Genomic DNA, 2,947 nt, shown 5'->3' on the forward strand with positions numbered 1-2,947 from the left:
ATCTCATCAACCGAATTTATTATAGAGCCTTTATCTTTTGCGTTTACGGCCTAAGCCCATCGCATTTTCCATTTTTTGTAATGTACGTGAAGAAGCTTTAATAGCTTTGTCTCGACCAAGATCTAAGATTTCATCTAGTTTATCTGAATGGTAGTAATCGTTATAGCGTTCTTGGAATTCTGTTAAGAAGTTTTTAACGACTTCTGCTAAATCACCTTTAAAGTCGCCATAGCCTTTACCTTCATAACGTTTTTCAAGGTCTGAGAATGATTCGTCAGTTAGGCTTGAATAAATAGAAAGAAGATTGCTGATACCTGGTTTATTATCTTTGTCATATTTAATGATGCCATCTGAGTCAGTTACAGCACTTTTGATTTTTTTAGCTGCTGTATTTGGATTATCTAATAAAGAGATGTAGTTTTTCGTATTATCATCACTTTTACTCATTTTTTTAGTAGGGTCTTGAAGACTCATGACACGACCACCGATTTTCGGCATACGTACTTCTGGTTTTACTAAGACATCGTTGTAGCGGCTGTTGAAGCGGTCTACAAGATTTCTTGTTAATTCGAGATGTTGTTTTTGGTCTTCGCCGACAGGTACGATATTCGTATTGTAAAGTACGATATCAGCTGCCATAAGTGGCGGATAAGTTAAAAGACCAGCAGGGATACCTTCTGTTTGTTTAGATGATTTATCTTTGAATTGTGTCATACGTTCTAATTCGCCTACAGAAGAAATAGTTGTCAGCATCCATCCTGCTTGAACGTGTGCAGGAACCTCTGATTGAATAAATAATGTTGATTTTTCTGGGTCGATTCCTGATGCTAAGTAAATTGCGGCTAATTGACGGATGCGCTCACGCAATTTCAGTCTGTCCTGCGGTACTGTAATCGCATGTTGATCTACGATGCAGAAGAAACAATTATAATCATCTTGGACTTCACTGAATTGTTTAAGTGCACCGATGTAGTTGCCTAATGTTGGAATTCCACTTGGTTGAATTCCTGAAAATAGAGTTTCCATTTAAGATGCCCACTTTCTTACGTAATATAGTAATGGTTTCATTATAGCAGTATTTTAAATATTTGTAATGTGTGTTAAAATATAGATGTAGCTAAATTTTTAACCTCATACCCGTGTGGCATTTTATATTCAAAATATTGAAAAGCTATCGTCATTTTAGCTATTCGATCTCAAGAATTCGGTATGTTTTAAATTTTCTATAAATAATCCCTTTTTTCTCATTTAATTTTAATGTTGAAAGGGTATACTTTAATCATAGAGTTAAGAGAAGGAAATTTTAACGTGTAGACAAAGTTTAAGTTGAAGGTAACACGAGTTATTTGGACATAGATGAGTACTGCGTTTTGATTTTAGATAAATTCCTTAACTAAATCTACAAAATCAATGAATTTAATTCATGATAAATAGGAGAGTGAGATGTATGGTAACACTATTCACATCACCAAGCTGCACATCTTGCCGTAAAGCGAAAGCATGGTTACAAGAACATGACATTCCGTATACGGAGCGTAACATTTTTTCAGAACACTTAACAATTGATGAAATTAAACAAATCTTAAAAATGACAGAAGACGGAACAGACGAAATTATTTCAACTCGTTCTAAAACATATCAAAAACTAAACGTGGACATTGATTCATTACCACTACAAGAATTATATACAATTATTCAAGATAACCCAGGCTTATTACGCCGTCCGATTATCTTAGATGAAAAACGTTTACAAGTTGGTTATAACGAAGATGAAATTCGTCGTTTCTTACCAAGAAAAGTGCGTACGTTCCAACTACAAGAAGCGCAACGTATGGTGGACTTATAGGATTTAAAATCCAATTAAATGAATGTGAGGGGCTGCAGTGCAAAAGTACTGTGGCTTTTTGCATGTAATAAAAAAGATCAACTACTGATATAAGTAGTTTTTATAGAGTGTTTTCAGGGAATATGTTATTATAATAGGCCAACGGTAGAGCAGTTATGCCTTTATAAACAAATAAATTGTAATTTGCACACCGTTTTTATACAATATGGGTACTATTCTAGGTTGTCGACAAAGTAGACGCTGCCTAGACTCTAGAAAAGTTTGTCTAAAGTCTAGATATTGCTATTCATCGACTGTAAGGAGTGAGATGATATGAGAATAGAGCGCGTAGATGATACAACTGTTAAACTTTTCATAACGTATGGTGACATTGAAGCAAGAGGTTTCAAAAGAGAAGACTTATGGACAAACCGTCAACGTGGTGAAGAATTCTTCTGGTCAATGATGGAAGAAATCAATGAAGAAGAAGACTTTGTAGTTGAAGGTCCATTATGGATTCAAGTACATGCTTTTGAAAAAGGTGTGGAAGTCACTATTTCTAAATCTAAAAACGAAGAAATGATGAATTTAAATGATGATAGTATGAACAGTGAATTCGATCGTCAATTAAACGAATTGCTTGAACAGACTTTCGAAGAAGAACATGAAGAAGCTGAACAAAAACAGCAATCACGTTCAAATCGCTCTCAAGCAAGAGATCGTTTCCAACAACCACGTCGTACTAATGGTCGTTTAGTTATTGTTAAATTTGAAGATTTAGAATCTGTCATTGATTATGCACATCACCATAATCAACCAACTGATGACTTTGAAGATTTATTATATATGTTGAATAACGAATATTATTATGCAATTCATTTTGATGACAGCGTAGTAGAAGAAACAATCAATGACTTCTACAGTCAATTGTTAGAATTTGCAACGCCAAGTGATCATTCTGAAGTTTATTTAAATGACTACGGTAAAATCATTATGAGCCATAATGTAACTGCACAAGTACGTCGTTTCTTTAACGATACAACAGAAGCATAATATAAAATAAGTTGAAACCTGTCCTGACAAGGGCAGGTTTTTTTAGGCTCTTTGTCAAATTCGGTTGAT

Annotated in this window: 3 protein-coding genes; 2 read left to right on the forward strand and 1 reads right to left on the reverse strand. The window is 34.3% G+C overall.

All coding sequences use genetic code 11. From position 1 onward, the window contains the following. Window positions 1–30: 30 nt before the first annotated feature. Entirely contained in the window at window positions 31–1,026 is a 996-nt protein-coding gene (trpS, locus tag HMPREF3270_RS10095; protein ID WP_002481950.1) for a tryptophan--tRNA ligase, read from the reverse strand. A 421-nt stretch (window positions 1,027–1,447) separates the two neighbouring features. On the opposite strand from trpS, the gene spxA reads away from it, so the two are divergent. Then, window positions 1,448–1,846 carry a transcriptional regulator SpxA gene (gene spxA / locus HMPREF3270_RS10100; RefSeq protein WP_002481951.1) on the forward strand — a complete coding sequence of 133 codons (399 nt, stop codon included), beginning with the start codon at window positions 1,448–1,450 and terminating at the stop codon, window positions 1,844–1,846. Window positions 1,847–2,158: 312 nt separating this feature from the next. Further along, the gene (gene mecA, locus HMPREF3270_RS10105) at window positions 2,159–2,878 is read left to right on the forward strand and encodes an adaptor protein MecA (protein ID WP_002481952.1); all 720 of its coding nucleotides are present in this window, start codon (window positions 2,159–2,161) and stop codon (window positions 2,876–2,878) included. Window positions 2,879–2,947: the final 69 nt, after the last annotated feature.

This window comes from Staphylococcus sp. HMSC65H10, assembly GCF_001839185.1.
GTDB lineage: Bacteria > Bacillota > Bacilli > Staphylococcales > Staphylococcaceae > Staphylococcus > Staphylococcus simulans.

Coding starts and splice junctions, on each gene's coding strand:
- trpS (WP_002481950.1), bottom strand. CDS start 1,026: ATGGAAACTCTATTTTCAGGAATTCAACCAAGTGGAATTCCAACATTA.
- spxA (WP_002481951.1), top strand. CDS start 1,448: ATGGTAACACTATTCACATCACCAAGCTGCACATCTTGCCGTAAAGCG.
- mecA (WP_002481952.1), top strand. CDS start 2,159: ATGAGAATAGAGCGCGTAGATGATACAACTGTTAAACTTTTCATAACG.